Annotated in this window: 18 protein-coding genes; 11 read left to right on the top strand and 7 right to left on the bottom strand. The window is 54.8% G+C overall.

Annotated elements, in window-relative coordinates:
• Positions 1 to 172 precede the first annotated feature (172 nt).
• Positions 173 to 1,675 carry a polysaccharide lyase family 7 protein gene (locus tag BQ8290_RS05000; protein WP_108788165.1) on the top strand — a complete coding sequence of 501 codons (1,503 nt, stop codon included), beginning with the start codon at positions 173 to 175 and terminating at the stop codon, positions 1,673 to 1,675.
• A 193-nt stretch (positions 1,676 to 1,868) separates the two neighbouring features.
• Positions 1,869 to 6,707: an autotransporter domain-containing protein gene (locus tag BQ8290_RS04995; protein ID WP_337661029.1), complete on the top strand. Its 4,839-nt coding sequence runs from the start codon at positions 1,869 to 1,871 to the stop codon at positions 6,705 to 6,707.
• Between the two features lie 237 nt (positions 6,708 to 6,944).
• Here BQ8290_RS04995 and BQ8290_RS04990 read toward each other — a convergent pair whose 3' ends face one another.
• Both BQ8290_RS04990 and BQ8290_RS04985 read right to left on the bottom strand, forming a co-directional pair.
• The gene (locus BQ8290_RS04990; protein WP_337661028.1) at positions 6,945 to 8,231 is read right to left on the bottom strand and encodes an MFS transporter; all 1,287 of its coding nucleotides are present in this window, start codon (positions 8,229 to 8,231) and stop codon (positions 6,945 to 6,947) included.
• Positions 8,228 to 9,253, bottom strand: coding sequence for a substrate-binding domain-containing protein (locus tag BQ8290_RS04985; protein WP_108788158.1), 1,026 nt, complete (start codon positions 9,251 to 9,253; stop codon positions 8,228 to 8,230). Before BQ8290_RS04985 ends, BQ8290_RS04990 begins: the two co-directional genes overlap by 4 nt.
• A 213-nt stretch (positions 9,254 to 9,466) precedes the next feature.
• Between BQ8290_RS04985 and BQ8290_RS04980 the strand changes: the two genes are divergently transcribed.
• The 4 genes from BQ8290_RS04980 to BQ8290_RS04965 all read left to right on the top strand — a co-directional run bounded on the left by BQ8290_RS04980 (position 9,467) and on the right by BQ8290_RS04965 (position 17,457).
• Positions 9,467 to 12,250 (top strand): TonB-dependent receptor, encoded by a 2,784-nt coding sequence (locus BQ8290_RS04980; RefSeq protein WP_337661027.1) that lies wholly within the window; start codon positions 9,467 to 9,469, stop codon positions 12,248 to 12,250.
• An 89-nt stretch (positions 12,251 to 12,339) separates the two neighbouring features.
• Complete coding sequence (locus tag BQ8290_RS04975; protein ID WP_337661026.1) at positions 12,340 to 13,347, top strand: glycoside hydrolase family 16 protein; 1,008 nt, start codon at positions 12,340 to 12,342, stop codon at positions 13,345 to 13,347.
• On the top strand, positions 13,344 to 15,800 hold the full coding sequence (locus BQ8290_RS04970) for a glycoside hydrolase family 3 N-terminal domain-containing protein (protein WP_108788157.1): 2,457 nt from the start codon (positions 13,344 to 13,346) through the stop codon (positions 15,798 to 15,800). Before BQ8290_RS04975 ends, BQ8290_RS04970 begins: the two co-directional genes overlap by 4 nt.
• A gap of 52 nt (positions 15,801 to 15,852) precedes the next feature.
• The gene (locus BQ8290_RS04965) at positions 15,853 to 17,457 is read left to right on the top strand and encodes a sodium:solute symporter family transporter (RefSeq protein ID WP_108788155.1); all 1,605 of its coding nucleotides are present in this window, start codon (positions 15,853 to 15,855) and stop codon (positions 17,455 to 17,457) included.
• Positions 17,458 to 17,463: 6 nt separating this feature from the next.
• Here the strand turns inward: BQ8290_RS04965 and BQ8290_RS04960 are convergent, their stop codons facing one another.
• Positions 17,464 to 17,925: an Lrp/AsnC ligand binding domain-containing protein gene (locus BQ8290_RS04960; protein ID WP_108791926.1), complete on the bottom strand. Its 462-nt coding sequence runs from the start codon at positions 17,923 to 17,925 to the stop codon at positions 17,464 to 17,466.
• 168 nt (positions 17,926 to 18,093) lie between these two features.
• Between BQ8290_RS04960 and BQ8290_RS04955 the strand changes: the two genes are divergently transcribed.
• From BQ8290_RS04955 to kynU, 3 genes are read left to right on the top strand one after another with little or no spacing between them, the layout of a single operon-like run.
• Positions 18,094 to 19,032: a tryptophan 2,3-dioxygenase family protein gene (locus BQ8290_RS04955; RefSeq protein WP_108788153.1), complete on the top strand. Its 939-nt coding sequence runs from the start codon at positions 18,094 to 18,096 to the stop codon at positions 19,030 to 19,032.
• 44 nt (positions 19,033 to 19,076) lie between these two features.
• Positions 19,077 to 19,727, top strand: a complete 651-nt coding sequence (gene kynB / locus BQ8290_RS04950) for an arylformamidase (protein WP_337661025.1) — start codon at positions 19,077 to 19,079, stop codon at positions 19,725 to 19,727.
• Positions 19,728 to 19,777: 50 nt separating this feature from the next.
• On the top strand, positions 19,778 to 21,022 hold the full coding sequence (gene kynU, locus BQ8290_RS04945) for a kynureninase (RefSeq protein ID WP_108791922.1): 1,245 nt from the start codon (positions 19,778 to 19,780) through the stop codon (positions 21,020 to 21,022).
• On the opposite strand, the gene BQ8290_RS04940 is transcribed toward kynU, so the two are convergent.
• Entirely contained in the window at positions 21,015 to 21,428 is a 414-nt protein-coding gene (locus tag BQ8290_RS04940; protein WP_337661024.1) for an ATP-binding protein, read from the bottom strand. The genes kynU and BQ8290_RS04940 overlap by 8 nt on opposite strands.
• Positions 21,429 to 21,465: 37 nt before the next feature.
• Between BQ8290_RS04940 and BQ8290_RS04935 the strand changes: the two genes are divergently transcribed.
• Positions 21,466 to 21,900, top strand: coding sequence for a FecR domain-containing protein (locus tag BQ8290_RS04935; protein ID WP_108788149.1), 435 nt, complete (start codon positions 21,466 to 21,468; stop codon positions 21,898 to 21,900).
• Positions 21,897 to 22,481, top strand: a complete 585-nt coding sequence (locus tag BQ8290_RS04930; RefSeq protein ID WP_108788147.1) for an OmpA family protein — start codon at positions 21,897 to 21,899, stop codon at positions 22,479 to 22,481. The genes BQ8290_RS04935 and BQ8290_RS04930 overlap by 4 nt, the downstream gene beginning before the upstream one ends.
• A 15-nt stretch (positions 22,482 to 22,496) precedes the next feature.
• Here the strand turns inward: BQ8290_RS04930 and BQ8290_RS04925 are convergent, their stop codons facing one another.
• Genes BQ8290_RS04925 through BQ8290_RS04915 form a run of 3 tightly spaced genes read right to left on the bottom strand, consistent with a single transcriptional unit; the run spans position 22,497 to position 26,065 of the window.
• Positions 22,497 to 24,614: a CHASE2 domain-containing protein gene (locus tag BQ8290_RS04925; protein ID WP_337661023.1), complete on the bottom strand. Its 2,118-nt coding sequence runs from the start codon at positions 24,612 to 24,614 to the stop codon at positions 22,497 to 22,499.
• A complete protein-coding gene (locus BQ8290_RS04920) occupies positions 24,601 to 25,566 on the bottom strand; it encodes an MBL fold metallo-hydrolase (protein ID WP_108788143.1) in 966 nt (321 codons plus the stop codon). The genes BQ8290_RS04925 and BQ8290_RS04920 overlap by 14 nt, the downstream gene beginning before the upstream one ends.
• Positions 25,567 to 25,588: 22 nt before the next feature.
• Positions 25,589 to 26,065, bottom strand: coding sequence for an STAS domain-containing protein (locus tag BQ8290_RS04915; RefSeq protein WP_337661022.1), 477 nt, complete (start codon positions 26,063 to 26,065; stop codon positions 25,589 to 25,591).
• Between the last annotated feature and the right edge of the window lie 83 nt (positions 26,066 to 26,148).

Genomic DNA, 26,148 nt, shown 5'->3' with positions numbered 1-26,148 from the left:
CCTTTCGGGACAGGCGGTTGAATGGGGCAATAATGCATTGCCGCACCTCAAAAGCCAAGCCGATGTTCCGACGCAAAGTCGCGGGGATGTTTGTTTCACGGCTTGAGTTTGCCTGACAATTCCGTATCAACGCATCAGACAAATTGGTATAGACACAGGGTGCGGCAATAAGATGGCGAATACGTGGAAAGCGGCAATCCGATTGATGGCGGTCGCCCCCATTCTGGCTGGCGTTGGTGCATGCGGCGGTGGGGGCGGGTCATCCGTACCCCCCGTTTCACAACCCTCTCCTTCTCCAACGCCCAGCCCAACACCGACGCCCACGCCGACACCCTCTCCGACGACTTGTTCGGGGCTAAACTTTCTCGATATCGTCGGGGCGACTGCTGAACAGACCGCCGGCGTCGGGTTTGGAGCGGCGAATGCCATTGATGACCAATTGGATGCGGCGTCGCGTTGGGGCGTGTCGGTTTCTTCTTCGTCGCTGACGCTTGAATTGGCCGAACCTCATTTGATCAAAGAAGTCGGAGTTGCTTGGCATTTGGGTGATCAGAGAACGACGACGTTTTCGATCGAATTGTCCGATGATGGGACGACCTTTTCGCCGCTTAGGGCGAGTGGTGAGTCGAATGGCGATACGCGGAGTTTCGAACGATACGATGTGGTGGACACCGCAGCGCAGTTTGTCCGGATCTCGGTGACCGGCGTTTCGGACGCCAACCCGATAGGTGTTGTCGAAGCGGCCCTTTTCGGGTGCACATTGGGAACCGAAGTGCCTGTTAGTGCGGTTGCCTTTGATAAGAGCGTTTTTGGATTGAACCCGAATGCGACGCCAGGCCAAAATTTTGACCTATTGGATTGGGCTCTGGATACGCCTGCAACCGATCCATCCGATGGTTTTGCGCAACGGACCCAAGATCGCGATCTTGAAACGTTTACGGACGAATTTTTCTTCACCGACCCCGATGGTGGAATGACATTCCGTTCGACCATTGATGGCGCGACGACATCGGCAAACTCAACCTTTACCCGGTCGGAATTGCGCGAAATGTTGCGCGCGGGCAATCGCAGCATCAGCACGCGAGGGGTCAATTTGAACAATTGGTTGCTGGGCTATCAGCCCGACCCTGGTGTTCAAGTCGGTGGGCGTGGTGGGGTGCTAACAGGTACATTGGCGATCAACCATGTCAGCACGACCGGCACGGACAATCACCTTGGTCGAATGGTGTTTGGCCAGATCCACGCATCCGGCGACGAACCCATCCGCCTATATTACCGCAAATATCCTGAGAATGATCGCGGCTACGTCTACTTTGCGCACGAGATTCGCGATGGCGATGACATCTTCTTCATGGTCGTAGGGCCGGAGTTTGAAGATCGTGACCGTCAACCTCAAGTTCGCGATGATCCGTTTAATGGGATCGCCTTGGATGAGGTGTTCTCATATGAAATTGACAACACCGGCTCTCGCATCGACGTAATCATCAGGCGTGGCGATCAGGACGGTGAAATCGTCGGGCATAATTTTGTCGATATGGCTGTCGAGAATAGCGGTTACGACCGGACGGACGAATGGAATTACTTCAAGGCCGGCGTCTACACCCAAAACAACACAGGCGAGCCTGACGACTTTGATCAGGCAACATTCTACAGGTTGGAAAACTCACACAATTGATCGGTGGTGACCGAATGTGCATTTTGCCTGACCAATTTCACCCACTTTGATGGCAAATGGTCTAAAGATTTAGGTTGAATTGGACTACACAACCTGCATAGATGCCCCCAAGATCTTTAATTGAGTGGACCGGTAGTCGGTCCCGACGATCGCGACGCTGCCTTAAGGGCGGGTTGAAATGGGGAGAGTCCAGATGTTCACAGTCACGAAAGCACCAGCACGTCCAAAATCAATGCGGGGCCTGTTGTTGGGTGCTTCTGTCACCAGCATCGCGGTGGCCGGTCTTTTTGCTGCTCCGGCCCACGCGCAGATCGTAATCACGGACAATACTCCGGTTGATAACCCAGGCGGGCAAACCGTTACCTCTGCGGATGGCGTGGTGCAGACTGTTAATAGCGGCGACAACATCGAGTTGGAGAACAACACCAACGACGATACGATCATCAACCTTGCTGGTACGCATATTAACAATGATGGCGACGATGAGGATGTCGTTATCTTCGTCGATAACTCCGAAGATGATGTGATCATCAACATCGCTTCAACCGGTGTTCTTCAAGGTCTCGACGGGGTGATCTTTTACGAAGGCGATGCTGCTGTCATCACAAATGATGGCCTGATCGAAGGCACAGGCGAAGCGACGGAAGCGGTTGTCTATTTTGACCGCGATGCCGACGGCGAACTGAACACTTTGATCAACAACGGAACAATCTCCAGCGTCGGTGGCGCAACCGTTGGCGTGGACTCTTTGCTGGGCACCGATCCATCATCGGGCACCGTCGGTGACGAAGAAGGCATCGCGCGCTTCCGTCTAGTGAACACGGGCGTGATTTCGAACACAGGTTCCGATAGCGACGCAGATGCATTGCACTTGAACGGCGATCCAGGAAGCAGCGGCGGCGAAGATCGCGGTTGTATCGAGGGTGATCGCGTAAACTGTATTATCGAAGTCGATATCACCAACAGCGGCACAATCTCAGCCGCCCGAAACAACTCCTCGAACGCGGCGATCCGATCTGAAAGCGATGCGGTTCTTCGTGGAACGATTGTGAATGAAGCCGGCGGCATGATCACCGGCGCTAGCAACGCGATCCGGATCAATGGTGCGCATGCCGATCACGATGTAACCATTTCAAATTCTGGCACAATCAACGGTGTTGCAGAGGCGGGTATCCTTATTGGTGGCAGCGGTGTCACCGTCGTCAATGAAGAGGGCGGCGTCATCAGCGGCGATGATGAAGGTATTCGTCTCGACGGCGATTCGATCTCAGTAAGGCTATTTGGTGGCTCAGACGTTTCTGAAGACACCACGCCTACCGATACAGTCATTACAAACTCGGGCACAATTAGCGGCAACGCCGACGGCATCCTTGTCAACAGCGATGCACTGGGCGCGATCATCACCAACAATTCAACGGGCACAATTACCGGTAATGACGGGATTCAATCCGCGACCGGCGGGACGGTAACCAACAACGGCACAATCACCGGCGCAGGCGGCGATGGTATTCGCCTTGATGGTACGCAAGATGCAACGGTCACTTTGGGCGCGACGAGCCAAACCAGCGGTACAGACAATGCGGTTGAGTTCGTAGGCTCTGGCACAAACACTCTCAACATTGTTGCTGGTGCATCGGCGACTGGCGACCTCCAAGGCAGCCTGACCATGGGAGCGACCAACATCCTTAACCTTAGCGGTGATGGCGATGATTTCAGCTTCGTTCGGGCGTTTGATTTTGGCGTGGTCAACGTTGACGGCGGCAGTTTCAATCTGTCGTCCCTTGCAACAGGTATTGGCATCATTAACATCAACAGCGGAACGTTGGCTTACAATGCCTCCGCCAACAGCGGGCTTGTGACTGTCGGAAATGGCGGTACATTGGCCGGTAATGGCAGCGTCGCTGATGTGCTTGTACTGGATGGTGGCACGATCAACCCGGGCAACGGCGCGGATACGGCTGATGCATTGAATATCGCCAACCTGACATTGTCATCGGGTTCGATCCTCGCATTTGATCTGGGCGATCCCAACGATCCGTCAACCAGCGACACATTGAATGTTGCCGGTGATCTTGTGCTTGATGGAACATTGACCATCAACGACGTCGGTCAATTTGGCCTAGGGGTGTACAATCTCATCGCCTATGGCGGCACTCTAACGGACAACGGCTTAGAAGTTGGGCCATTGCCGATGGGCTTTACCGCTGATCAGGCGGAAATTCAGACGGCCGTTGCCAACCGCATTAACTTGGTCATCTCGTCTGCGGTTCCGATCGACGATATCCAATTCTTCGATGGTGCTGAAACCGATCAGAACGGCGCGATTGATGGTGGAGCCGGTAGCTGGAACCTCACCACCACAAATTGGACCAACGCAGCCGGTGATCGCAACGACGCTTGGAACGACAATTTCGCTGTCTTTGGCGGAACTGCTGGAACGGTGACGGTTGACGATGCGATTACATTCACTGGTCTCCAATTCATCACCGATGGGTACACCATCACAGATGGCACGGGCGGCCTGACAATCACGGAAGCGGAAACCAATGTTCGTGTCGATCCAGGTCTAACTGCCACGATCGCATCTGCGATTGGCGGTGCAGGCGGCCTGAACCAACTCGACATAGGAACGCTGATTCTCACTGGTGCGAATACCTACACGGGGGCCACCACGGTCACCGGCGGTACGTTGGTGCTTAACGGTTCTCTGACCAGCGCCACTCTGATTACGGGCGGCGGTACTCTGTCGGGAACAGGCACGATTTCTGAAGCCGTAACGATAGCTGGCAACTCGACGATCACTCCAGCAGGAGCTGGTGTTGCAGGGACACTCACTACCGGTGATTTGACGCTTTCGGACACCTCGATCTTGGCATTTGATCTGGGCTCTCCTGAAGACGCCTCGACTAGCGATCTGATTGAGGTCAATGGCGACCTCACATTGGATGGCCTGCTCAATGCAAGCAACATTGGTGACTTCGGCATCGGTGTGTATCGCCTGATCAACTACACGGGCGGGCTCACTGATAATGGATTGACTGTCAATTCAATGCCAACCGGATTCTCCACCGACCAAGGCGCCATCCAAACGTCGGTTGGCGGTCAGGTGAACTTGATTGTTTCGCGCGCTATTCCCGATATTCAATTCTGGGATGGTTCTGATTCCGCTGGCGATGATACAATCGATGGCGGCAGCGGCAGCTGGAACCTTACAGACACCAACTGGACCGATGCCAACGGCGCATTCAACGCCGATTGGAACGACCTCTTCGCGGTCTTTGCCGGTGCTTCCGGTACGGTCACTGTTGATGATGCGATCACGTTCACAGGGCTTCAATTCATCACCGATGGATATGAAATTGCAGCGGGTACGGGCGCGCTGACAATCACCGATGCGTCCACCGCGGTTCGGGTTGATCCCGGCGTAACGGCAACAATTTCCTCACCAATTGGCGGCGATGGCGGGTTGAACAAACTCGACAGCGGCACTTTGGTGTTGGTCGGTGATCACACTTACACCGGTGATACGGTTGTTGATGGCGGCCTGTTGGTCATCAACGGTAGCCTCGCATCTACCGTAGCGGTGAATGCGGGCGGTTCGCTTGGCGGTGACGGTTCATTGGGCGGCATCGTTGTCACAGGGACATTGGCGCCCGGAAACAGCATCGGCACGTTGAATGTCGCCGGTGACGTCTCCTTCGCCGCGGGCTCTGTGTTCGAAGTCGAAGTTGAGCCCGATGGCTCTTCTGACTTGTTGGCGGCCACTGGCGCTGCGACTATCGACGGTGGGACAGTCAATGTCTTGGCCGGAAGTACACTCTTCAACTTCACGACCAATTACACGATTTTGACTGCCGATGGCGGAGTGAGCGGTCAGTTTGACGACGTAACGACCAACCTAGCATTCCTCGATGCAAGCTTGTCGTACGGTGACAATTCTGTGTTCCTCAACCTCACCAGAAACGATGTCGATTTCGGCGCGGTTGGCCAAACGGCAAACCAAGTCGCGGTTGGTAATGCGCTTCAGACACAGCGGACTGGTGATCTCACAAACCTGATCATCAACCTCGATGCAGCGACTGCACGCGATGCGTTTGATCAGTTGTCGGGTGAGGCGCATCCGTCTGCACGAACAGTTATGCTCGAAGATCAGCGTCTGGTTCGTAACGCGGTGTTGAACCACCTGTCCTACAACGAAGGCGGCCACATTTGGGGCCAAGCTTGGGGATCGACCGGTGATACAGACGGCAATGGCAATGCGACAGGCCTATCACGCGATGGCTTCGGCATTTTGCTGGGCGCGGACGTCGCTGTAGCCGAAGGCACTAGCCTTGGTGTTGCGGTTAGCTATTCCGACACAGACTTTGATCTGGATCCACGCGCAGGAAGCGGCAGCACCAATCCGGGCACCGGATCGGTCGAGACGCTGAACATTCTTGGCTATGTCGGCGTCGATCTCGGCGGTTTGCGTTTGCGCGCAGGCGGCGGTTACGGGTCGAGCGAAGTTTCATCCCTTCGCAACGTCGCCTTCAGCACATTCTCTGATACGCTGAGTGCGAATTATGATGGATCGGTCACATTCGGCTTTGTCGAAGCGGGCTATCCAATCGAAATGAACAGCGGTCTGGTGGAGCCATACGTTGGGTTCACATTCGGCGAAGCATCAACCGATGCATTCGGCGAAGCGGGTGGAGCTGCAGCGCTTCGGTTTGCAGAAGACATCAGCAATTCGGGCAATGCGACCGTGGGTCTGCGGTTTGCGACCGACGAAGCGAGCGCTTTCCAATTGCGCACAAATGCCGGTTATCAGCATGGTCTTGGCGATCTGGAATCGACAGGGACCGCGAACTTCGACGTTGGCAACTCGTTCATCGTCGCCGGAGCACCACAGTCTCGTAGCGCAGGCTTCTTGCAAGCCGAAGCGAGCTTGAAGCTTTCCGACAGCAGTTCGATTGGACTGTCTTATGACGGTGTCTATGGCGACAATGCGCAAGATCACGCCGGTGTCGTGCGGATTACGATCGGCTTCTGATCCGCACACTTCATCGACCCGTTCTTAAGCAGAGCGGCAACATACAACGATCGGGCCACATCTCCTGCGAGGTGTGGCCCGATTTCGTTTGACTGTTTTCCGTTTGATGTTCGCAACTGGCGCCGGGTTGTCTTGGCGCTTGGCCATGCGAATGCAGACAAGGCTGATCCGCCGGCAACAAATGGCGTTGTCGGATTGCAAAGGGTCCGCAGGTGAATCCCTAAACGCAGCGCGTCGCTATCGAACCAATCGCATTCGACCGACTGCAAACGCGCCCACTAGGGCTAAGACCGCCGCGCATTGCAGAAGCGGGATGAGCACGGATTGAGACATCGCGCTTGAGTTGAGGATCAAGGCGAGGCTGGGGGCCATTATGGCTGGCAAAGTGTTGGTGAGGTTCATCACGCCAAGGGTTCGTGCTTTATCGGTGGATTGTTCAATCAATTGCGTGACGGCCGCTGCGTCGATTGTGAGATAGGCGGTCAATCCAGCGGAAAACACGACATAGGCGACGTAGATTGATGTCCATGATGGCCAATGGATCATCATCATCAATGAAAGCGCCACAGCCAAAGCAGCAATCATCATGAACGCTTTGCGCGCGTTCAACCTGTCCGAGACGTAGCCTGCCGACAAGCCCATGATAATGGCAATCGGCGTTGCCGTTACCGTCAACTGCGCCAAAGCTTGATCGGCTGTGTCTGGTCCAATGTTGCTCGATTGCGAGAGGACATCTTGCAGGAAATACAGGATATAACCAAAAATCACGGCGCCAGACAATTGCACGGCAAACCGGGCGAACCAGGCCAAAGCCAAATCCGATCTTCGTGACATGGGGTCGCCACTTGCCGGGCTGATCGCGACGCCAAGTCCGTCGTTGTCCGAGATTGCGTCAGGAGCGGATTTGGCGGGCGGAGCAGGGACCGTCAGATCGGGCAACGATCGCGCTGAAAAGATCAAAGGAACGATGCAGACGAACACGATTGTTCCCAAGGCCAGCAATCGAGCGTTCTCCGTGTCAAAGAACGACAAGCTCAAAAATGCGATCGCCAAGGTTCCGATAGGAAAACCCAAATTGAGAACCGCCGACATACGACCCTTCGCATGGTGAGGCACTTTGTCTGCCAATAGGGTGCCGAGTGGAGAAAACAGGGAATTGAGACAGAATTGAAAGAGAACGACCGCACCAATCAATCCGATCGCTGAGTTGGCCTTTGCGAACACAGCATAGGACAGCAATATCGCCACGAGGCCGATCGCGATTTGAGGGATCCGACTGCCGATCCGCGCGAACATGCGGTCGCTGATCCAGCCTGCAATGATGTTTGATACACTTGCGGCAATGGCTCCGATCAAGAGCGCCAAGCTTAACAATTGGAGTTTGTTGTCTGGGCTGATGATTTCCGCCTTAAGCGGGAGGATGAGCACCAATAGTGGAACGTAGGCGATCGATGCGCCGGCATTTGCTGTTCCGTATGATAGAACGAAATGGGCTGGGAACAGCGATCGTTTCGCTGAGGTCACCGTGGGACAGGTCCCGTGCTCCCCCGAACAATCAATTCAAACGGCAGGGTGATTTGAGCCGTCGTTTGCGCCACTGTTTCTTCGTTCATTAGTTCACTTGCTGCGCGCTGCGCCATCGCAGAAATCGGCTGACGAATGGCGGTCAACGGCGGAACGCTGAACCGTACGCCGGGTGTGTCATCAAAGCTGATGATCGACAATTCCTCTGGAACAGCGATCCCAAATTCTGCGGCCTCGTGGAGAAGGGCAAAGGCCATCTCATCGTTGCTTGCAATGACCGCGGTTGGCCTGTCTTTGCAATTGAACAAATTGGCGGCCGCTTTCGTCCCGCTTTCGAAACTGAAATCACCGGGTTGTTCCCAATCTGGGTGGATGGCGGCGCCCGCTTCGGCCATGGCTTCTCTATAACCCTCAAGCCGATCGACAGACGCAAGATACTCGCTGCTGCCGGCGACAAATGCGACCTTGCGATGATTCAATTCAAGGACGCTTTGCGTTGCGGCACGCGCAGCGGCCTTATCATCCATCGCGATATTGATGCCGTCATCTTTGTTGGACGAACCAAGCCGCGCGAAAGCGGTTCCGTTGGCCGAAAGCAAATCGGCCAAATCCTGATTTTCAGAATGGGGCGGGGTCAAGATGACGCCATCCGGTCGCAGAGATGCAATCGCCCGCGCCAATTGTTTTGAGGCCGCAGGGTCTTCGGTGTCGACCAATTCAAAAATAAGGCGGAATCCGTTTTTCTCGCATTCCATCATGCCGCCGAACAACATTTGATCGACCCAGTCATTGCCGCGACCGACGTTCCAATTGTCCAACGTTCGGGCGCGATCATTGATAGCCAGAATGAGATAGGAGCGATTTCCCCCCATCCGGCGCGCGGCGATATTAGGAACATAGCCAAGATCGTCGATGGCCATCTGCACCTTATCGCGCAATTCCTTTTTTACATTGGGGGAATTGTTGATCACGCGCGAAACGGTCTGATGTGAGACCCCCGCAACCGAGGCCACATCGCGCATTGTCGCTGACTTTTTTCGCGAATGGCTCGCCAAGATTAACCCCTCTATTGGACAGGCCCAGTTCGCCTGTCTCTTACCCTCGATTACGGTCTACCGAAAAATCCCAACATCACCAACAAAATTGTGATCGTTCACTTTTCTGTTGTGATCGTTCACAAATTGTAGTTATACCTCCCGGTAAGAGATTCGTGAAACGCGGACTCAGGGGAGAGAATGATGATTTCTACGCGCACTATTCTTTTGGCGGGCGTCGCAAGCTTCGGCTTAACGCAGCCTCTATACGCACAAGATCAAGACGAACAGGCACCGGCCAACGAAGCAGCGGCGGATGAGGTAGCATCCGACAATGCAATCGTTGTTACCGCGGATCGTCGCGAACAATCATTGCAAGATTTCGCGGGTACGGCCTTCGCAATCACCGGCGAAGACCTTCGCGCCATTGGCGTTCAAAACGTCACCGATCTGCAAGAGAGCATTCCTGGTCTTTCGGTTGCCAACAATGGTCCCAATGTTGAGGTCTTCATCCGCGGCATCGGTAGCACCAACAACACCGAAATCGGCGATCCGGCTGCGGCGTTCCATTTTGATGGTGTGAACATTCCACGACCCGCTGGCATTGGTTCGGCATTCTTCGATATTGCCCGTGTAGAGGTGAATGTCGGTCCGCAGGGGACATTGCGTGGCCGCAACGCCACCGCAGGTTCGATCAATGCGATCACCATTCGTCCCGGCCTCGGCGGCTTTGATGGTTCGGTCGAAGCGGAATATGGCAATTTTGATCATTTCTCGCTGCGCGGAACATTGAACATTCCATTGAGCGACACGGTCGCTGTGCGTTTCTCCGGTCTGTATCTGGAGCACGGTAGCTATTACGACAATGTCGGCCCGGTTCAGGGGATTGGCGTTGCCGAATCAGAGGAAAACTACGCTGGCCGGGCGCAAATCCTTTGGGAGCCAACTGACCGGCTCTCCGTTTTGCTGGCTGGTGAATATATCCGCGAAACCGGCACCGGCTACACTGGTTCCAACTTCGCATTGCCGCTTGGCGTTGCAGAAGAGATCGGTGAGATCGAAGGGCGCGATGTTCCGCTTAGCGAAATCGGTATCGGCGATCCGCGCGATGTTATCGCACGCGGCATCACGCCTGTCCTCGACAGTGATCATTGGGGTATTCGTGCGCACATCACTTATGATGCGGGCGATTTCCAAATCGAATACACCGGCAGCTACCGCGACGTTGATGTTGATTACGAAGCGACTACGCCGCTGACGCCTAATTTCCCCGGCGTTATTGACCGGCTTTCGGGCATTCCATTGGATGGCAGCGCGCCGGGTGTCGATCCAGCGATTATCCTTGAGGAATCGCTCGACAACTTCTCGCGTTTCCGTTCGATCACGGATTCACGTTCGCACTTCCAGGAACTGCGCATTTTCGACACCGATGGTGACTTCATCTGGAGCGTCGGCGGCGTCTATATTCGCGAAGATCAATTCGCATTCCTGGGCTCTACCGGTGACCGTTCGCCGTTTTTCCAAGGCATCGAATTCAACACCACTGTTGATACTGATTCCTACGGCCTGTTTGCTGATGCGACATATGAAGTGGCCGATGGTTTCCGGCTTACCGGTGGTATCCGATACACCGAAGACAGCAAAGAACGCTCCGGTGTAGCCGCACGTTACGGCCTGGCTTTGGGTGACAACAACTTTAACTGTTGCCTTGGTGTGCGCGCCGGTACCGAAGGGTTCGAATTTGCTGCCCGCGGCCGCACAATCTTTAACCCAGACACAGACGGCAGCGGCGACATTTCCAATGCCGAAGCATTTGCATTCCATCTTGATGGCATTGCAGCGTTTGGTGCGCGGGATAACTTGGGCGCCATTTTGGGTGCAGGTCCGGTCGAAGGTCACTTTGACGATGTTCCAAACGGTGTTCCGTGTCTCGACACAAACTCCAACGATGGTCTGACGTGTAACGGCTTTGCCAACACCACACAGTTCACCTTCTCGGTGCCCTTCGGTGGTCAAATCTTCCAACAACAAGGCAGCTTTAAAGATAGCTTTGTTGATTGGCGTTTCCGCGCAGAATTGGACGTCACTCCTGACAACCTTGTTTATGCGTTGATCGCAAACGGTCACAAATCAGGCGGCTTCAACGACAACCTCGGTGATCTTGGTCCGGCGCCAACATACGGCACGGAATCGGTGATCCTCTACGAAATCGGCAGTAAGAACGAGTTCGACATTGGTAATGTCGGTGCCCGTTTGAACGCTTCCTTGTTCTACAACGATTACAGCGATCAGGTGTTCACCGGTTTGTTGAGCGTTCAAACAGCGATTGATTTCACCAACACGTTTGGCGGAACCGTTCTAGAAATTCCGGGCGGCACGAACACCGATCTGGTTGTTTCGTTCAGCTTCAACGCGGCGGACTCCGAAATTTACGGTCTGCAATTGGACGGTGGGTTGGACCTGCCGGGCAATCTGTCGATCGACTTCTCGGCTCTGTACATCGAAGCTAAGATCTTGGAATCGCAAGAGATCCCAGATTTCCGTTTCCAACCTGATGTGGACGCAGCGAACGCCGTCAACCGTTCGATCGCCGGCAGCCGTCTTCCACGTGTGCCGCGCTTGCAGCTCAACGGACAGATTTCGCAGGTCTTCGAGTTGCCATCGGGTCAGCTCGATTACGTGATTTCGATGGGTTATCGTTCGTCGCAATTCCACACGATTTTCAACAGTCAGGAATTCGATGCGGCTGGCGTTGGTACCGAGGTGACCAATGGTCGTCTGCTTGACCGGATCGATGGGTATTTCACCATGGATATCGGTGCTGGTTGGACATTGGATGATGAGGGCAAGTATCGCGTAGAGGCGTACGCTAACAACATCACCAATGCCGTGCACGAAGCGGCGATCATCATCACTCAATTTGACAACACGCGGTTCTTCACCCGTCCGCGGACTTATGGAGCTCGTATCCGCGCCAAATTCTAAGCGCGGGTACTCCCTGATGTATTGGCCTCCCGTTGAGGGGCGGGAGGCCAATGCATCTTTGGTCAGTTCAAAATGGGGTTGCGTGAGCTATGATTAGGACAATTGGCGTTTGTGTTGTTTCGGCGGCTTTGGTTGCTTTTGCATTGAATGGTGCGATGAGCGCGGCGAGCGCGCAGGATGCCGCGGCTGTTGAATCAACGGATGCGGGGCCAAGTGCGCAAACCGGCACACCTTCACAGGCAAGCGCAAGCGTCGCTGATGATGCGGCACCAGCAACGCCTGATCGTGTTGCGACCAACATTCCCGCTGGTTATGAGCTTGTTTGGTCGGATGAATTTGACAATCCAGGCCTGCCTGATCCCGAACGTTGGGCCTATGATACGTTCCGTAATGAACAAGGCTGGTTCAACAACGAGAAGCAGTATTACTCCGCCGACCGCGAAAAGAACGCGCGTGTCGAAGACGGTAATCTGATCATTGAAGCCCACGAAGAAGAGCTTGATCCCAGCGTGTATCCCGATTGGGGTGAGCAGGAATACAGTTCGGCCCGGCTAATCACCAAAGGGTTGGGCGACTGGACCTACGGGTTTTTCGAGGTGCGCGCCAAGCTGCCCTGTGGTGTGGGAACATGGCCGGCGATATGGATGCTGCCTTCGGACCCCGACATAGAATGGCCCGCCGGCGGCGAAATCGACATTATGGAACATGTGGGTTTTGAGCCTGGCGTGATCCATCATTCAATACACACAACGGCGTTCAATTTCTCACGCGGTACGCAAATGACGACCGAGCATGAATTGCCCGATGCATGCGATGCGATGCACAAATACCAATTGCTTTGGACCGCAGATTTCATGGTTTTTGGCGTCGACGATCGACCCAAATTTCTGTTCAATAAAGAGAGCACAAAACGTTCGCGCTGGCCCTTTGATCGGCCACAACATTTGCTCCTAAATATTGCTGTTGGCGGCAGCTGGGGTGGGCAACGCGGCGTCGAAGCCGAGGCGTTTCCTGCGCGAATGGAAGTTGATTACGTTCGCGTCTACCAACCGGCTGCGCCAGCCGATACACGCACCAATACACGAGGCCAAGAATGATCCGTGCTTTTGCCGCAATGCTGTTGATTGCCCCGTTGGCGTCCTGTGCACTCACACCGGACCCGGTGGAGGAGCGCGCGCTCGAAGTTTTGGGCAAGATGACTTTAGAAGAAAAAGTCGGGCAGATCATTCAAGCCGATATTTCCGCAGTGACGCCCCAAGAGGCGATGGAATACAATCTGGGCTCCGTTCTCAACGGTGGTAATTCGGCACCGGGCGGCGGAAAGACTGCCAGTCCCGAGGCGTGGATCGCGCTTGCCAATGAATATTGGGAAGCTTCCACTGACACATCCGATGGCGGCGTGGGAATTCCATTGCTGTGGGGCACTGATGCCGTTCATGGGCACAACAACCTGCAGTCGGCAACAATCTTCCCGCACAATATCGGGTTGGGCGCAGCGAACGATCCGGATTTGATCGGTCGGATCGCACAGGTCACTGCACGTGAAATTCGTTCAACCGGTTTGGATTGGACTTTTGCCCCGACATTGGCGGTTGCCCGCGATGATCGTTGGGGGCGGACTTATGAAAGTTACTCCGAAGATCCCCAAATCGTTGCCCGCTATTCGGCCGCGATGGTGGAGGGGCTTCAGGGTTCTTCCGATGCGGACGGTTTTTTGCTCGGCGAAAATGTGATCGCAACGGCCAAGCACTTTATTGGTGATGGTGGGACCCAATTGGGGATCGACAAAGGTGACACGCAAGGCGACCTCGATGAATTGTTGGAATTGCATGGTGCCGGATACGCGCCGGCTATCGATGCCGATGTGCAGATCGTCATGGCCAGTTTTTCCAGTGTGAATGGCCGAAAAATGCATGGCTATAGAGAGCTGTTGCATGACGAATTGCGCGATGAGTTGGGCTTTGAAGGTTTCGTAATCGGCGATTGGAACGGCCACGGCGAAATCCCCGGATGCACCGTCACCGATTGCGTGGCGGCGCTCGATGCGGGGTTGGATATGTATATGGCGCCGGACAGTTGGCGCGGCCTTTATGACAATCTTTTGGCCGATGCGAAGTCGGGCGAGCTTGATCTTGACCGGTTGGACGAAGCGGTCGTCCGTATCCTCAAAGTCAAAATTCGTGCCGGACTGCTCGATAGTGTGAAGCCGTCTGAACGTGTGACCAGCGACCCCGCGATGTTGGGCCGCGAAGATCACCGTGCCATCGCACGCGAAGCGGTTCGCAAATCGCTGGTGCTGCTCAAAAATGACGGCGGCGTTTTGCCGTTGCAACCGGGCCAAACCGTTTTGGTAACGGGCAGCGGTGCCGACAGTGTTCAACAACAATCAGGCGGCTGGACTCTTAATTGGCAAGGTACGGGCAATCCGAACGACGAATTTGCGGCTGCTCAAACCATCTTTGGTGGTTTGGCCGACGCTATGGATGCAATTGGTGGCAACGCAGTGCTTTCTGCGGATGGTCGTTTCGGCACAAAGCCGGATGTGGCAGTCGTGGTCTTTGGTGAAGAACCCTATGCGGAATATCGCGGGGATCGCAGCGACTTGGTCTATGAGACTGAGGATGGCGCTGACCTTGCACTGCTTCAAAGCTATCAAAGCCAAGACATTCCGGTTGTCGCAGTGTTCCTATCGGGGCGCCCCCTTTGGGTGAACCCGCATCTGAACGCGTCGGATGCCTTTGTTGCAGCGTGGTTGCCCGGGACAGAGGGTGCCGGTGTTGCCGACGTGTTGGTGGGCGATGAAGAGGGTAAGCCGGTCTTTGACTTTGCCGGTCGTTTGTCATTCACATGGCCCAATTTGGGTGATGGCGAACCGATCAACGGTCCCGATGCGCCAAACGCGCTGTTCGCACTGGGATATGGTTTGACTTATGGCGATGCGAGCGACCTCGGGGCTGTTTCCGAAGACGCCGGTATCGATCTAAGTCGCGCGTTCTCAGGCGTTGTTATGGAACGCGGCGATGCGGCGAACGGTTTCAGCATGTATTTGGGTGATAGTTCCAATGCCAATTCGCCGCTTTCGGCGTTGGTGGGCAGCAGCCTTTCAGGAGCGATCAGCACCAGAGGTGTCGATTACAAAGCGCAAGAAGACGCGCGGGTGATCGAATGGGAAGGCAACGGCCAAGGTGTCTACAGCGTTCGAGCCAATCGGCCGATCGATGTCGACACGATGTCCGATGGTGGCTCTTTTGATCTGTTGATCGAATGGAATGTGCTCGCCGCGCCTAGCTCTGCGATGGAACTTGTATTGGGCTGTGGTGAGGGCTGTTCGGGTGCTCTGGACGTTACCGAACTAGTCTCAAACGCGGCTGGTGCCGGGTGGAATGAGGCACGGGTGCCTTTGGCGTGTTTTGAAAGCGCCGGCCTTGATCCAACAAAATTGAAAACACCGTTTGGTTTGCGCAGTAGTGGCACGGGGGAGATCGCAATCCATGCGGTCGCTCTTGAGGCAAGCCCATCACCGCAAGTCGATTGCGGGATGTTCAACTGATCGGATTGGTTTACATACGGCGCCGAGTCATGGCGTTTGAGGGGAAAATGCAATGAAATTGGCCGCAATCGATGTGATTGTCGTTCTGCTGTATGCGATCAGCCTGTTTTCAATTGCCCTATGGGTATCGAGAGAGCCGGCCGGGCATAAGAAAGACACGCAAGATTACTTCTTGGCCGGGCGCATGTTGCCGTGGTGGGCCATTGGCGCGTCTTTGATTGCATCCAACATTTCTGCCGAACAGATCATCGGTCAATCTGGCCAAGGTTTTGCCGTTGGGATGGCGATCGCCGCCTATGAATGGCAAGCGGCGATTGTCCTCATCATTGTTGCGAAATGGTTCTTGCCGATCTTTCTTAAGCGCAAGATTTACACGATGCCGCAATATCTCGATCAACGGTATGGCGGCGGCGTCAAGACGATGATGTCGATCTATTGGATCATCCTCTATACCGCTGTGAATTTGACGACCGTTCTTTGGTTGGGTGGTCTTGCTGTTATGTCGCTGACGGGATTGTCGATCCTGCCTTCGATGACTGCCCTTGCGGTGTTCGCTTTGCTCTATTCTCTGTATGGTGGATTGAAAGCGGTGGCGCTGACGGACATCATTCAAGTCGTAATTCTTATCTTTGGTGGTTTGGCGATCACATGGATTGCGCTGGATCTTGTCGCGGGCGACGCCGGCGGTGCTTTCACCGGTTTGGGTATGCTCTACAGCGAGATTCCTGGTCACTTTAAGATGATCTTGGCTGACGACCATCCTGCCTATGGAGATCTGCCCGGCATCTGGACGTTGTTGGGCGGCCTTTGGGTTCTGCATTTCTCCTATTGGGGATTCAACCAGTACATTATCCAACGCGCATTGGGCGCAGAGAGCCTTGCCGAGGCGCAAAAGGGCTTGGCATTCGCCGCGTTCCTTAAGCTCTTGATCCCGGTGATCGTTGTTATCCCCGGCATCGCAGCGGTCATGTTGGCGCAACAGGGAGCGTTGGATGGCGGCGCACTGCAACAGCAATCGGATGACACCTACGGTCAGTTGATGGGATTGGCGCCCGCTGGTCTGCGAGGGCTGGTATTTGCTGCGCTAATCGCTGCGATCGTATCATCGCTCGCATCCATGATGAATTCGATTTCGACCATCTTCACGATGGACATCTACAAACCGCGTTACGAAGATCGTTCCGAAGATCATTATGTAACGGTTGGTCGGGTCTCAGCATTCTTGGCTATGGTCGCCGCGTTGATTTTGGCCCAACCGTTTCTTGGTGGCATGGACAGCGCGTTTCAAGCGGTTCAAGAATATTCAGGCTTTATCGCACCGGGCATTGTTGCGGTTTTCCTGCTTGGCTTTTTCTGGTCGCGTGCGACCGCAATCGGCGCATTTGGAGCGTTGATCGGGTCGATCGTTTTCAACATCGTCCTGAAATTTGGGCCGGTGATCGGGCTGCCTGATATTCCGTTCATCATCCGCGTTTGGATTGTGTTCTTGGGTTGCGTTGCGTTGGCCGTTGCTCTTTCCATCACCTTTGAAGATAAGGGTAAAACCGCAGGGTCGCTGGAACTGGGCGATATCTCATTCGCAACCACACCGCTCTTTAACCGATTGTCGGCTCTTGTGGTTGTTATGCTGATCGGGCTTTACGCCTTCCTATGGTGATGAACCTTATTGGTTTTGGCCGGCCCACCGGGTCAACGATCCCTTCGTTTTGATCGTTTTGAGGCAGATCGTCGTTGAACTGGACGTGACACCGGGCAGCTTGGAAATCTCATGGCGGAGCAATTCGTCGAGATGGTCGACCGATCGCGCATACACGCGGAGCAGATAGTCGCTGGACCCGGCGGTGGTGTGGCATTCAACAATCGCCGGATGGTTCAACACCGCCTCTTCAAACGCGGTGTAGGCATCAAAACGGATCGTGACTGATATCTGGCTTAAGACGCCTAGCCCAAGGCGGGCGCGATCAAACTGCGCGCCGTAACCGATCAACAGACCGGATCGTTCCATCTCCTTTACGCGGGCCCAGCACGGCGATTTCGAAAGCCCTACGTCATCGGACAAATCGGCAAATGACCGCCGTCCGTCGCCTTCCAAAACTTCTGCGATCTTCCAATCGATAGCATCCAAAACGCCCACTCCCTTCGCATCCAATTCCAAGGTGAGAGACGCTGTATAGGGAATTATGGACGCACGAAAGAACCTGAGAATGCGGAAATGAAGTACATTGTACTGAATTTCTCTAATATGCTGGATCATTCAGGATGATATTCGGGTGAGCCTTGCTATAAGTTCCGAATGACTGATGCAAAAGACTTTGACCTGCCACAGGCCAATTCGGCGCCGATCCGCCAAACCATCCAAGACGGCGTAGAAACGTTCGAAGCCCATATTGCAGGTGAAACGATCCAATGGGATCGAGCACTCACCTATGGTCAGCACCTGCAAACCAACCAATTGTTGAACAGCCAAGGCCCGGTGTCGGACAAACCCGACGAAATGCTGTTCATCATTATGCATCAAACCATGGAGCTTTGGATCAAGCTGATGCTGCATGAATTGCGCGTGGCGATGGTGCATTTGCGCGCCAACGAATTGGACAAAGCCGGTCGAACACTGGACCGTACGGCGACAATTATGCGGCATATGATCCATTCTTGGGAAGTTCTTGCAACTTTGAGTCCCCATGATTTCATGACGTTCCGCGGCTTTCTTGGCAAAGCGTCAGGTTTCCAATCGCAGCAATATCGCGAACTCGAATTCCTCTTAGGATTGAAGCGGCCGGATTTGATCTTGGTTCATCATGGGGACGACGCAGCGCAATCGATATTGAACAGAACCCTTAGCGAGCCGTCTCTCTACGACGAAGTTCTCGGCGTGTTGTCGCGCGCCGGGTTGGCAATTCCTGCGGATAGCATAGAGCGCGATTGGTCTAAGCCATACGCCCCGTGCGTAGAAGTGGAGGAGGCGTGGCTTGCCATTTACAGCGATCCTCACAGTCACTGGGCGCTGTACGATTTGGGCGAAAAGGTCACCGCGCTTGAGTACTATTTCCAGGAATGGCGGTTCAAACACATGAAGACTGTCGCGCGAGTGATCGGTCATCGCCATGGGACAGGCGGATCGGCGGGTGTGCACTACTTGGTGAAAGCGCTGGACTTGCAATTCTTCCCAGAATTGTGGTCGATGCGAACGCGAATGGAAGCGCACGCCGCGCCAAGCGCAAGCGGTTCTTAAGACCGTGCGATGAAGGGCGATAGGGCCTTCGAAAGGGATAGAGGATGATCGACCGGCGGATCTGGGACATTTCGCAGCGTATCAGTTCTGCGACACCGCTTTGGCCGGGTGAGCCGCCCATTACCGTCACGCGTCATGCGGCGATTGGGCCCGATTGCCCGGTAAACATTGGCGCGGTGTCCATGCCGATGCACACCGGCACTCATGCCGATGCGCCATTGCATTATTCGGATGCGGGCTTGGCTTCGGCCGATTGCAACCTTTCGGCCTATATTGGCTCCTGCATCGTCATCGACGCTGCTGATGCTGGTGGTGGCGAGGGGCAACGCGTCGAATTGGAGCACTGCGATTGGGATGCAATCGCTGGATATACGCGTGTGATCATACGCACCTATCGACGCTTCCCTAAGGATCAATGGGATGAGAACTTCTCCGCCGTCGCACCCGATGTGATTGAACGCATGGCCTCGATCGGTGTCCAGCTGATTGGCATCGATACACCGTCGCTTGATCCGCAAACGTCAAAAACTATGGATGCGCATCACGCCGTGCTCGCCGCCGATATGCGCATTCTCGAAGGGCTCGTGCTCGATGATGTACCGGTCGGCGCGTATGAATTGGTCGCGCTACCGCTCAAAATCGACGGTGCCGATGCGAGCCCGGTTCGTGCCATTCTTAGAGAGATGCAGCCATGACGGGCACGACACCAAGTATTGCAACCGAGACCAGCGATAAGGCACTTCGAATGAGCAAAGCGGGATTGATGGAACAAGCTCTTTCATGGGATGCGCAAGATCCTCTCGCTGAGTTTCGCAACCGGTTCCAGATTCGCGACGGTTTGATCTATCTCGACGGCAATTCCCTGGGTTGTTTGCCTAAGGCGACGCTGGATCGGATGAACGATACGATTGAACGCGAATGGGGCGAGGGCTTGATCAGCTCTTGGAATGACGCCGATTGGGCCGTCGCGCCGCAGCGTATTGGCGACAAAATTGCGCGCCTAATTGGGGCGCAGCCGGGAGAGGTAATTGCGGCGGATTCAACCTCGGTGAACATTTTCAAGGCGCTAACCGCTGCTTTGTCGCTGCGCCCAGATCGTTCGACAATCCTGACCGAAACAACGAATTTCCCAACCGATTCCTATATGATGCAGGGCATTGAACAGTTCTCCGGCGGGCGTATTTCAGCTCGCGCGATTGAACCCAGCAACGTATTGGAAGCGATCGACGAAACGACTGCGGCGGTTCTTTTGACCCATGTGCATTACAAAACGTCAAAGGCGCGCGACCTTTTTGAAACGACGCAGCGGATCCAGCAATCGGGCGCCTTGGTGATTTGGGATTTGAGTCACAGCACAGGCGCTCTGGACATTGATTTGACGGCAGCCAACGCCGATTTTGCGGTTGGGTGTGGGTACAAATTCCTGAACGGCGGACCGGGCGCACCTGCATTCATTTACGTGGCGAAACGCAATCAATCGGCGCAACCGGTTTTGTCCGGTTGGTTCGGCCATGCGCAACCATTCGCATTCGAAGAAGGCTACCGACCCGCCGATGGCGTGGATCGCTTCCTTTGTGGAACGCCCTATGTCTTGGGCCTTGCTGCTCTTGAGGTGGGCGTGGACATGATGTTGGAGGCGGAGATGACCGCGGTGCGCGCAAAGTCTGTTGCCATGGGTGAATTGTTGATCAAAGCGATGGAGCCGCTATGCGGCCGCTATGGCTTTGTGCTTGCTAGTCCGGCGCAAGCAGAAGACCGCGGCAGCCATATCGGATACTCCCATGAAAACGCCTATGCTATCGTCCAGGCGTTGCGCGATGAACATGATGTAATTGCGGATTTCCGGACGCCGGATATCATCCGTTTCGGTTTGACCCCATTGACGTTGAGATATCGCGATGTGCTGGATGGTGTGGCTCGATTGGAGAACGTGTGCCGCGATAAAAGCTGGGACAACTCCACCTATCGCACGCAATCGGCGGTTACGTGATTGTCATCGACAAAGCGTTGCAACCATTCGTGCGCGCATAGGTGATGTCAGATGCCCACGCCGCCACTATCGCCAATCCAACACCGCCGCCGGTCTTCGGATCGGGGCCTACAACCTCGGGCGCCTGCGTTGGATCAAATCGCCCGCCGTCATCTTCTATGTGCAGTTGAACTCCATCACCAGAATCCTCCAATGACAACCACAGCGCAATGTCCTTGTTTGGACCGCCATGATGTAAACAATTGGATACTAGCTCTTCTACGATGATCGCTGCCTTGACACGGGCGCGTTCATCAAGGCAGCTTCCCCTCAGAAAGTCGCGCGCGAATTGAAGCGCCTCCAAAATGGTGGAGTGCGAATCGCTCTCGCTGGCAACGAATGCCGAAAATCGTCTCCTATGGGCCACGATTCTATGCTAACACGATATCCGTCTGGGGGAATACATGAGAAAATTTAGTATCCTTGTAGCTGCTATGGCTGCCTTCGTTGCGCAACCTGCACTGGCCGAAATCGGTCGAATTAAGAATGTGACATCGGGCGTGCAGATCCTGCGAGATGGCCGCACGATCACAGCGCGATCTGGTTTAAAGCTGGAAGAAGGCGATGTCATCACCACGGGCAGTCGGTCGCGGGTAGGGATCACACTTTCGGATGACACGCGTATGGCGCTGGGCCCCAACAGCCGCGTTACGCTTGATGAATACGAATATGACCGGCGGCGCCAGACGGGCCGTTCTGTCACTTCCATCAATCGCGGATCTTTGGGCGTGACCTCGGGCAGTATCACACGCAGCGGCAGAGACCGTATGCGGGTGCGCACTCCAACTTCGACGCTTGGTGTGCGTGGCACGACATTTGTGGTTGAGGTTTCCGGATGAAAAAGTCTCTTCTAGCACTTGGCGCCACCTTAACGCTTAGCGCCTGCGTCAGCGACCGTGTCACTTTGCTTTCGCATTCCGACGGTGGCCCGATCGGATCGGTTGCTGTGTTGCAAGAAGGGGGAGATGACACCGTTCTCAATGTGGAAAATCAACAGGCCCGCCTTTCCAAACGGGCGCCGCGTGTGCGCCAATTGACGTCTGTCGATCCGGCATACACTGAATTGCTATCGTATCTCCCTCCGGCCGCGTCACCTTTGGGCCTCACTGGATTTCCAACCGGTGAAATGCAGTTAAGTGAACAGCAAGTGGCGCAAATCCGAGCACATTTATCAGGGTTGGAAAGCCGCCCAGGTTATCAAGTTCTAATCCGTGGCTACACCGATTCCGAAGGGTCTGAAGAGCTCAATTCGGAAGTTTCTCAGCAACGCGCGGAAGGCGTCGCCGCAATTATGCGCGCTGCCGGATATGAAATTGCGAATGAAGACGTCGTCGGAATGGGCGAATACAGCGCGCGTCGGGCCAATGGCGATGACGTGGCCGATGCAAATTATCGCAGGGTCGATGTCGTAATCCGCTAAGTTGCGGGTTGGATTTTATTGATCCTTTTCGCCCAGATAGCGCAAGGCAAAGATTGTTAGATCGTCGGTGGGATCGTTGGACCCTTCGAACAAGCGGACCTCTTTCGCGAGCTTGCTAGCGCGTCCTTTTGCGCTGCCGTCATTGCGCGCTGTTAAGGACGCTAGGACGCCGCTCATACCGAACAATTGATCGGCTTCATTCGCCGCTTCGGTGGCGCCATCGGTGATCACGATCAAAGTGTCGCCTTCGTTCAAATCGATGCTTTCCACTTGATACGGGAATTCGATGACACAGAACGGTGGGCCACCTTTCATCTCAAAGGTGTCGACCGTGTCATTGCCATCTTTGTCTTGGCGGACAACCATGGGGTTTTCGTGACCCGCATTGATCAATTGCGTGGCTCCGGTGCGGCAATCCACGGTGCCCACCAACATGGTCAGCCCCATTTCATCGTCCGCTTCGTCCATTAGATCGCGGTTTAGTGCCTCGACGGCTTCGGCCAATCCGTCACCTGCGCGCGCCAGATTGCTTTTGGAAAGAGTCTTTGAAAGCGCCATGAACAGCGCGGCGGGAACGCCTTTTCCGGTGACATCGCCCACCATGAAAAGCAGCAAATGCTCGTTTATCTTCACGGCGTCGAAAAAGTCACCACCGACCGATTTTGCCGGTTCAAGGACTGCGCCAATCTCCGTCCTATGATCCAATCGGGAAAGAGTTTTTTCGCCCGGCACCATGCTCATTTGGATGCGGCGGGCTGCTTCCAATTCGCCCTTTTGCTCCGAAGCGCGCACACGTTCTTCAACCAATTCATCGGCCAATCGTTTGCGTTCAGATCGGGCCACTGCAAATCGGGTGATTGCCAAAGCAATGGCAGCGCAGGCCGCAACCAGCAACGGGCGCGCCGGATCGAACAACACGTTCCCTTGCGTGTAACCAAGCCAAGATCCGAAGGGTAGGGCTACCGCAACACCAAATGCCAGCCAAAACGGCCAATTCCGTGATGCATTGGCACCGACAATGATCAGGATGACCAACAACACAGCCAATCCGATCTCAACCGCGGTCATGTAAGCAGGGCGCGATACCCACGCATTTTCAAGGATGGCATCGACAGCCTGCGCCTGAACGTGGACGCCGAATGCTTCGCTGTTCAATGGTGTGCCGACGATGTCATATGTACCGGTGGCGATGACGCCAATGATCACGACTTTGTCTTTGAAAACGTCGGCAGAGACTTCTTGATTGAGCACTTCCAAAGCAGAAATTTTCGCTTCTTCAGGAAGCGTGCCCATACGAAAACGCATATTCGCGCCATCGTCAGTCGGGACCGTCTTGTCGCCAAAGGTCAACCCACCGGCCGACCATTCTAGTTGCGGAACATCCATTGCGATGCGCGCCAATTCTGCGGCGAACCCGGCGGCCTGAACCTCACCGACTTTCGTGGCCAGCGGTACACGTCTGACCAAGCCATCGGTGTCCGGTTCTCCGTTCAGCATACCATGGCCCATCGCCACTTCGTCCAGCGTGAAAATGCTGGCCACAACGCGGTCGCCGGTCAAAATCTGGGGTGGAGGTGTACCGCTTACTTCGGGGTTGAAGAAATACTGATCGGCTGTTTCACCCTGATCATTTGTGACCACCCGTCCTAAGACGCTGGGCGTTTGGCCCAGTATGATGCCCAAATATTGGTCCATATCGGGCAAGGCGCGGATCGTTTCGCGCGTTTCACTGTCCAACTCCTCTTCGAGGTATCGGTCTGCAAAATTTTGGGGGCTGAGAGGATCCGGCTCTGTGAAGTAGACATCAATCCCAATCGCACGCGGTTGAGCAGCGCCAATCTGGTCGATCAATTGCGCCGTGACATATCGCGGCCACGGCCATTGGCCTGCCTCTTCGATGCTGTAATCGTCGACTTCAACGACAACGACATTGTCCGCAGTGATTTGACGAGGAGATACAATTTGCCATGTGTCGAACATGGTCCGTCGTTCAAAATCGCCGGCCAGGAATGTTAGCAGCGCGCCGATGATCGCGCCGATCACAATACCGCGCATAATTCTGGAGCGATGCGATGAATGAGCCGTTTGGTTGTCCGGTCCGGCTTCTACTTTTTGCGGTTTAGAGATCGACACAGAGCCCATCATACGAACACAGAACGGTCAATTCACTTCCGTTGCGCGTTAGCTCTTCGTATCGAATGGTCTCGCCATGCATGCGTTGAATGTCGGCATCGCTATAGGTTGGCTCGTGATGGAAAAGCGCCAATCGTTTTGCACTTGCTTCATGACAAAGGTCCACGGCCACGATGTTGGATGAGTGGCCCCAATCCTCTTTCATCGAAACACTGTCTGCGAGCGAATACATAGTATCGGCGATCACCAAATCTGCTCCTGCGATAAATTCGACCATCGCGGATTCGGCGTCCATGTTTTCGATTTTGTACTCAGCATCGGTCGAATAAATCGCAACTTTGCCGTCTGCGTCACGGAACCGATAGCCATAGCTTGCATGGCTGTGTTCTTGTTGGATAAGCGAGACAGTTAGTTCGCCAATCTCATATTCGCGTCCCGTTTCTAAAGTGCGAAATTCAATATCGGCCTTCAACCAATGAAACGGCACGGGGAAAGATATCTCTTCCTGCTGACGGCGCAGCGCCTCTTCGGCATCGGCGTGTCCGGCATGGATGATTACCTTCGCGCCTTCGACGAAGGCTGGCACAAAGAATGGGAACCCCATGATGTGGTCCCAATGCAGGTGCGATAAGAAGAAGTGCCATTCTTTTGGTCGATGGCCATCAGACAAGCGGCGCAAGGTATCGAGGCCAAATTCTCGCAATCCCGACCCCATATCGCAAACGACAAAGGCGCCTTCTCCTGCATCCACTTCGACACAGCTGGTCGCGCCTCCGTAACCCTGTCCCACGGCGAATTCCAATTCATCGCGTGCATAGGCCGCGGCCGCGTCTTTATCTGCAAAGCTCTTGCCGTTGGCATGCACCAACGCGTCCGCAATTTTGTCTGTGATTGTCGAGGCGTGCGGCGCAACAGGCAGCGACCCGCGCGTTCCCCAAAACCGGACCTGCATATTCCCCCCTTAAAACGCTGAGCTAGTGCCCGATCGCGTCTTCAATCGTTTCGGCAACTCTAAATACCATGTCGTATCGACTGATCGCGAGAATTTCGCGCATCGTGTCGTTTGGCCGCGCCAGAATAATCGTGGTTTCGGCATCTTTGCCGGCGCGCTGTGCTAAGGTTAGCGCTCTAAGGCCGCGCGATGACATGTATTCCACGCCGGCAAGATCGATGACGGCCAAAGAAGGCCCTTTTCCCATCGCTGCCAGCAAGTGTTCTTTGAAGACGTCGGCCGTCGATTCGTCCACTCGACCACTAGGAGCGAGCACGGTTGCCCCCGCGCGTTCGTCGCTTTTCCAGTCCAATACGCTGCCTGTCATACGACGTGCATAGCGTGGGTTAACCGGATTGCCAAATGCGGTGTTGGAAGCCGAGTTGCGCGAAAGGCGCACGGCTTTTGACGATTTGTCGTACGCGCCAAGAACCGGCGACATTTCGATTAAGTGCTGCACAGTGACTCCTGCATCAGAACGGCGACCAAAGTCAGGAGAGCAGTTAAGTGTGAATTTTTCACTAGCTTACCTCCACTTTGGAA

The sequence above is a fragment of the Erythrobacter sp. Alg231-14 genome (assembly GCF_900149685.1).
Classification (GTDB): domain Bacteria; phylum Pseudomonadota; class Alphaproteobacteria; order Sphingomonadales; family Sphingomonadaceae; genus Erythrobacter.
The sequence above is the reverse complement of the archived record's forward strand: the minus strand, read 5'-3'. Positions and strand labels throughout refer to the sequence as shown.